This is a genomic window from Pseudomonas sp. JDS08PS003 (assembly GCF_045013505.1).
Taxonomy (GTDB): domain Bacteria; phylum Pseudomonadota; class Gammaproteobacteria; order Pseudomonadales; family Pseudomonadaceae; genus Aquipseudomonas; species Aquipseudomonas protegens_B.
This window is the reverse complement of sequence record NZ_CP120724.1, coordinates 216,141-222,500: the sequence shown is the minus strand read 5'-3', so window position 1 is coordinate 222,500 and position 6,360 is coordinate 216,141. Positions and strand designations below refer to the sequence as shown.

Below are 6,360 nucleotides of genomic sequence, written 5' to 3'. Positions count from 1 at the left end.
GCGCCATATCGATGTGCTGGCCGCCGCCTCCCTGATCCCGATGGGCCAAGGCCGCCAAAATCGCCACCGTCGAGTACAGCCCGGTCAGAATATCGGTCAACGCCACACCGACCTTCACCGGCCCAGCCCCCTCATCACCCTCAGGGCGTCCGGTCAGGCTCATCAACCCACCCAACCCCTGAATCATGAAGTCATAACCCGCCCGCTTGGCATAGGGTCCGGTCTGACCAAACCCGGTGATCGAGCAATAAATCAGGCTCGGATTGGTTGCCTTGAGCGATTCATAGTCCAGGCCATATGCAGCCAGCCCACCAACCTTGAAGTTCTCAATGACAATATCCGACTTGGCAGCCAGCTCACGCACCAACTGCTGCCCTTCAGGACGAGTGAAGTCGATGGTCACTGACTGCTTGTTACGGTTGGCCGACAGATAATAAGCCGCTTCCGTGGTGTTCTCGCCATAGGCATCTTTAAGGAAGGGCGGCCCCCAGGCGCGTGTATCGTCACCATTGCCCGGACGCTCGACCTTGATGACCTCGGCCCCCAGGTCCGCAAGGATCTGCCCGGACCAAGGCCCGGCCAGTACTCGCGATAAATCCAGTACCCGCAGATGCGATAACGCGCCCATGGCCGCTCTCCTATTAATAGAACGCCTGGATACCGGTTTGTGCACGCCCGAGAATCAGCGCATGCACGTCGTGGGTGCCTTCGTAGGTGTTGACCACCTCCAGGTTCACCAGATGGCGAGCGATACCAAACTCATCGGAGATCCCGTTACCACCCAGCATGTCACGAGCCATGCGCGCGATATCCAGAGACTTGCCGCAGGAGTTGCGCTTCATGATCGAGGTGATTTCCACCGCCGCGGTACCTTCATCCTTCATCCGCCCCAGACGCAGGCAGCCCTGAAGGGCGAGAGTAATCTCGGTCTGCATGTCCGCCAGTTTTTTCTGGATCAACTGAGTGGCGGCCAGAGGACGACCGAACTGCTGACGATCAAGGGTGTATTGACGCGCGGTGTGCCAGCAGAATTCCGCCGCGCCCAGTGCTCCCCAGGAGATGCCGTAGCGTGCCGAGTTCAAGCAAGTGAAAGGACCTTTCAGACCGCGCACATCCGGGAAGATGTTCTCTTCCGGCACAAAGACGTTATCCATGACGATCTCGCCGGTGATCGATGCCCGCAGCCCCACCTTGCCATGGATGGCTGGAGCGCTCAGGCCTTTCCAGCCTTTCTCCAGAACGAAGCCACGGATATCACCAGCGTCATCCTTGGCCCAGACCACAAACACATCCGCGATCGGACTGTTGGTGATCCACATCTTGCTGCCGGTCAGGCTGTAGCCACCTTCCACTTTACGAGCGCGAGTGATCATCGCGCCCGGGTCGGAACCATGATTCGGCTCGGTCAGACCAAAGCAGCCAATCCATTCGCCAGAAGCCAGCTTCGGCAGATACTTCTGCTTTTGCGCTTCGGTGCCGAACTCGTTGATCGGCACCATCACCAGGGACGACTGCACACTCATCATGGAGCGGTAACCCGAGTCCACGCGCTCCACTTCACGAGCGATCAGGCCATAGCACACATAGTTCAGGCCACTGCCGCCGTACTGCTCGGGAATGGTCGCACCCAACAGGCCGACTTCACCCATTTCCCGGAAGATGGCCGGGTCGGTCTTCTCATGGCGGAAAGCTTCCAGAACCCGTGGTGCCAGCTTGTCTTGAGCGAACTGCTCGGCACTGTCGCGGACCATGCGCTCTTCTTCGGTGAGTTGCTGGTCCAGCAAAAGGGGATCGATCCAGTTGAAGCTTGCTTTGCCGCCCATGAGTGAGTCCTCGTGAAGTAGGTCAACTATCGTGGGCTGATCCTAGGCCCAGCAGGAGCCTCCCGGCAAACGAGGATTTTGCATGCTGTTGTGCTAATTTCTCACTTCGTAACGGCAGAAAGTGCCATCCACAGCCACCATTAGTGAGATAGCCGTACATGCGCAGAAAGATCCCCAGTACCGCCGCCCTGATCAGCTTCGAGGCAGCCGCCCGCCACGAGAGCTTTACCAAGGCGGCACAGGAGCTTTCCCTGACCCAGGGTGCCGTCTGCCGACAGATCGCCAGCCTGGAGGAGTTCCTCGGTGTAGAACTTTTCCGACGCTCGCGGCGGGGAGTCAAACTTACCGAAGCCGGCCTTTCCTACAGTCGACGGGTCGCGACTCAACTGGATGCAGTAGAGCGCGACACTCTTTCCGTAATGGGTCAGCAAGGCGCCAATGTCATCGAACTGGCAGTGGTGCCGACCTTCGGCACTCAATGGCTGCTGCCACGCCTCAAGGACTTCCAGCAGCAACACCCCGAAGTCACCGTCAACCTGACCAACCGCACGCGCCCCTTCCTGTTCGCTGATACCCCCTTCGACGCGGCCATCTACTTCGGCGACGCTGACTGGTCCGGCACTCAGTCCCATCGTCTGATGGGCGAGCATCCAGTGCCGGTGTGCAGCCCGGCCATACTGGGTAGCAGCCAGCAACTGAGCGCCAAAGCCATTGCCGAGCTGCCCCTGCTGCAGCAGACCACACGCCCCTATGCCTGGCGACAATGGTTCAACTCACAACAAATGAACGTCCCCCGCGACATGACAGGGCCACGCTACGAGCTATTCTCCATGCTCGCCCAGGCAGCCATGCACGACATGGGCATCGCCCTGATTCCAGCCTTTCTCATTCAACGCGAACTGGCGGAAAAACGCCTGGTGATTGCCAACCCTCAAGCACTGACGAGCATCAAGGCGTATTACCTGATGATTCCCGAGCGCAAGGTGGAGTCAGCCTCTTTACGGGCATTTCGCGATTGGCTGGTGGGCCAGGCGAACAGCTACAACCTCAGTAAATGAAGGCTTCGAGCCAATAGCTGACCCCGTAGTCAAATAATAAAAAGCCCTACAGATATAACTATTTGTCGCATTTAAACAGACTGTACCGACACCTTGGACAATCGTCCTACAAGCGCCTAACCACGCGGCTTGTAGGGTTTACTTAGAGGCGATGTAAGACTATTCACGCCACCGATGAGAAAAATCTTAATTTGATGGATAAAGCCTTGAAAGGCACGGCTTACAAGGGGTTAAGCCTGTACGTTGCGACATTCGGTCACGGGGTGACTTGTAGTTAATTTTCCGTCACTAGTCAGAATCCCTTGAAGGCCTCAAAGTTCGCCTGCAAAATGCCGCGCCCCGCTGTGATTTCAGCGGGATCGTGCTGATCGGCCGCCCCAGCCGCACCCTCCTCAGTGCGCTGGCCTTCTAAGAAAGATCGAAAGCAATAAGATCAAGCAGGAGATTTGACGTGCACATTGGTGTTCCTCTCGAAACCCAGACGGGTGAAACACGGGTAGCTGCAACCCCGGAAACCATCAAGAAGCTGATCGGCCAGGGTCATAAAGTCACTGTGCAAAGCGGCGCCGGCATCAACGCCAGCGTGGTCGACAGTGCCTATGAAGCGGCAGGGGCAACCATTGGCAACGCCAACGATGCCTTTGGCGCCGAACTGATCCTCAAGGTAGTGGCCCCCAGCGACAGCGAGCTGGCTCTGATCAAGAGCGGCACCGTACTGGTGGGCATGCTCAATCCGTTCAGCAATGAAACCATCGCCAAGCTGGCCGAACACGGCATTACCGCCTTCGCCCTGGAGGCAGCTCCACGCACTTCCCGGGCCCAGAGCCTGGACGTGCTGTCGTCCCAAGCCAACATTGCCGGCTACAAGGCTGTGCTGCTGGCCGCCCACTACTACCCGCGCTTCATGCCAATGCTGATGACCGCCGCCGGCACCGTCAAAGCGGCCCGCGTGCTGATCCTCGGCGCCGGTGTGGCAGGGCTGCAGGCCATTGCCACGGCCAAGCGCCTGGGCGCGGTGATCGAGGCTTCGGACGTGCGCCCGGCGGTGAAGGAGCAGATCGAGTCCCTGGGGGCCAAGTTCGTCGACGTGCCTTACGAGACCGACGAAGAGCGCGAGTGCGCTGTCGGTGTCGGTGGCTACGCCCGTCCCATGCCGGCCAGCTGGATGCAGCGCCAGGCCCAGGCGGTCCACGAGCGTGCAAAGCAAGCCGATATCGTCATCACCACCGCGCTGATCCCAGGCCGCAAGGCACCGACGCTGCTGAGTGCCGAGACTGTCGCCCAGATGAAACCCGGCTCGGTGGTCATCGACCTGGCAGCAGCACAAGGCGGCAACTGCCCACTGACCGTAGCGGATCAGGTCGTGGTCGAAAACGGTGTAACCATCGTCGGCCCGACCAACCTGGCCGGCGCAGTAGCTGCAGATGCCTCGGCGCTGTACGCCCGCAACCTGCTGGACTTCCTGAAGCTTGTCTTCACTAAAGAAGGGCAGTTCGAAGTCAACCTCGAAGACGACATCGTCGCCGCGTGCCTGATGTGCCGCGACGGCCAAGTCATCCGCAAAAACGCCTAAGCAGGGATTCAGACGATGGAAGAGCTTATCTCCCCCGGTATCTACAACCTGATCATCTTCGTGCTGGCGATCTATGTCGGTTACCACGTGGTCTGGAACGTCACACCCGCACTGCACACGCCCCTGATGGCCGTGACCAACGCCATTTCCGCCATCGTCATCGTCGGTGCCATGCTGGCTGCCGCCCTGACCGTGACCCCGCTGGGCAAGACCATGGGCACCCTGGCCGTAGCCCTGGCTGCGGTCAACGTGTTCGGTGGCTTCCTGGTCACCCGCCGCATGCTGGAAATGTTCAAGAAGAAAGCGCCCAAAGCCGTGAAAGAAGAGGTGCAGAAATAATGAGCATGAACCTGGTAACAACCCTCTATCTGATCGCCTCGGTGTGTTTTATCCAGGCGCTCAAGGGCCTTTCGCACCCGACCACGTCCCGACGCGGCAACCTGTTCGGCATGCTGGGCATGGCCTTGGCGGTGCTGACCACCATTGGCCTCATTTATAAGCTCGGCGCTGAACTGGCGACCGCCGGCATTGGCTACGTGATTGTCGGCCTGCTGATCGGCGGCACCGCCGGTTCGATCATGGCCAAGCGCGTTGAGATGACCAAGATGCCGGAGCTGGTGGCCTTCATGCACAGCATGATCGGCCTGGCCGCGGTGTTCATCGCCATTGCCGCCGTAGTCGAGCCGCAGTCTCTGGGCATCGTCAAGCACCTGGGCGACGCGATCCCCGCCGGTAACCGCCTGGAACTGTTCCTCGGCGCGGCCATCGGTGCCATCACCTTCTCCGGCTCGGTGATCGCCTTCGGCAAGCTGTCGGGCAAGTACAAGTTCCGCCTGTTCCAGGGCGCACCAGTACAGTTCGCCGGGCAGCACAAGCTCAACCTGGTGCTGGGCCTGGCCACCCTCGGCCTGGGTGTGACCTTCATGGTCACCGGCAACCTCGGCGCCTTTGCCCTGATGCTGGCCCTGGCCTTCGTCATGGGCGTGCTGATCATCATCCCGATCGGCGGCGCCGACATGCCGGTGGTGGTGTCGATGCTCAACAGCTATTCGGGCTGGGCAGCGGCAGGGATCGGTTTCTCCCTGAACAACTCGATGCTGATCATCGCCGGCTCCCTGGTGGGCTCCAGCGGTGCAATCCTCTCGTACATCATGTGCAAGGCGATGAACCGTTCGTTCTTCAACGTGCTGCTGGGCGGTTTCGGCAACAGCGCCGATGCGGGCGGCCCGGCCGGTGCACAGGAAGCCCGTCCGGTGAAATCCGGCTCGGCTGACGATGCGACCTTCCTGCTGACCAACGCGGACACGGTGATCATCGTTCCCGGCTACGGCCTGGCGGTAGCGCGGGCCCAGCACGCGCTGAAAGAGCTGACCGAAAAGCTGACCCACCGCGGCGTGACCGTGAAGTACGCGATCCACCCGGTAGCAGGGCGCATGCCCGGCCACATGAACGTATTGCTGGCCGAAGCCGAAGTGCCTTACGACCAGGTATTCGAGATGGAAGACATCAACTCCGAGTTCGGCCAGGCCGACGTGGTGCTGGTCCTGGGTGCCAACGACGTGGTCAACCCGGCGGCGAAGAACGATCCGAAATCGCCCATCGCCGGCATGCCGATCCTTGAGGCTTTCAAGGCCAAGACCATCATCGTCAACAAGCGCTCCATGGCCAGTGGTTATGCCGGTCTGGACAACGAACTGTTCTACCTGGACAAGACCATGATGGTCTTCGGCGACGCGAAGAAGGTCATCGAAGACATGGTCAAAGCCGTCGAATAAAGCTGCTGTAGCGCAATACCCCAAACCTCAGCCTTTAGTAGGCTGGGGTTTTTTATTTACACCATAAAGCCGACAGAAGGCTCTAGATCAGGGCCTTTCATTCGACCTTTGTCGCGGGGCGTTTTTTTTTG

General features: G+C 59.7%; 6 protein-coding genes (1 of these 6 cut by a window edge). 4 read left to right on the top strand and 2 right to left on the bottom strand.

The features are described from left to right. Together P7C00_RS01075 and P7C00_RS01070 are read right to left on the bottom strand one after the other, a co-directional pair. On the bottom strand, positions 1–628 hold the 5' portion of the coding sequence (locus tag P7C00_RS01075) for a CaiB/BaiF CoA transferase family protein (RefSeq protein WP_404937999.1). It extends 593 nt beyond the left edge of the window; 628 of the gene's 1,221 nt are visible here — the first part of the coding sequence; the start codon lies at positions 626–628; the stop codon falls past the left edge of the window. Positions 629–641: 13 nt separating this feature from the next. Next, positions 642–1,823, bottom strand: coding sequence for an acyl-CoA dehydrogenase (locus P7C00_RS01070; RefSeq protein ID WP_077933165.1), 1,182 nt, complete (start codon positions 1,821–1,823; stop codon positions 642–644). 158 nt (positions 1,824–1,981) lie between these two features. On the opposite strand from P7C00_RS01070, the gene P7C00_RS01065 reads away from it, so the two are divergent. From P7C00_RS01065 to P7C00_RS01050, 4 genes are all read left to right on the top strand, one after another. Further along, complete coding sequence (locus tag P7C00_RS01065) at positions 1,982–2,881, top strand: LysR family transcriptional regulator (RefSeq protein ID WP_346634629.1); 900 nt, start codon at positions 1,982–1,984, stop codon at positions 2,879–2,881. 451 nt (positions 2,882–3,332) lie between these two features. Continuing rightward, entirely contained in the window at positions 3,333–4,454 is a 1,122-nt protein-coding gene (locus tag P7C00_RS01060; RefSeq protein ID WP_346634630.1) for a Re/Si-specific NAD(P)(+) transhydrogenase subunit alpha, read from the top strand. Between the two features lie 15 nt (positions 4,455–4,469). Then, on the top strand, positions 4,470–4,793 hold the full coding sequence (locus P7C00_RS01055; RefSeq protein ID WP_005783507.1) for an NAD(P) transhydrogenase subunit alpha: 324 nt from the start codon (positions 4,470–4,472) through the stop codon (positions 4,791–4,793). Then, positions 4,793–6,229: an NAD(P)(+) transhydrogenase (Re/Si-specific) subunit beta gene (locus tag P7C00_RS01050; RefSeq protein ID WP_296412596.1), complete on the top strand. Its 1,437-nt coding sequence runs from the start codon at positions 4,793–4,795 to the stop codon at positions 6,227–6,229. Before P7C00_RS01055 ends, P7C00_RS01050 begins: the two co-directional genes overlap by 1 nt. Positions 6,230–6,360 lie beyond the last annotated feature (131 nt).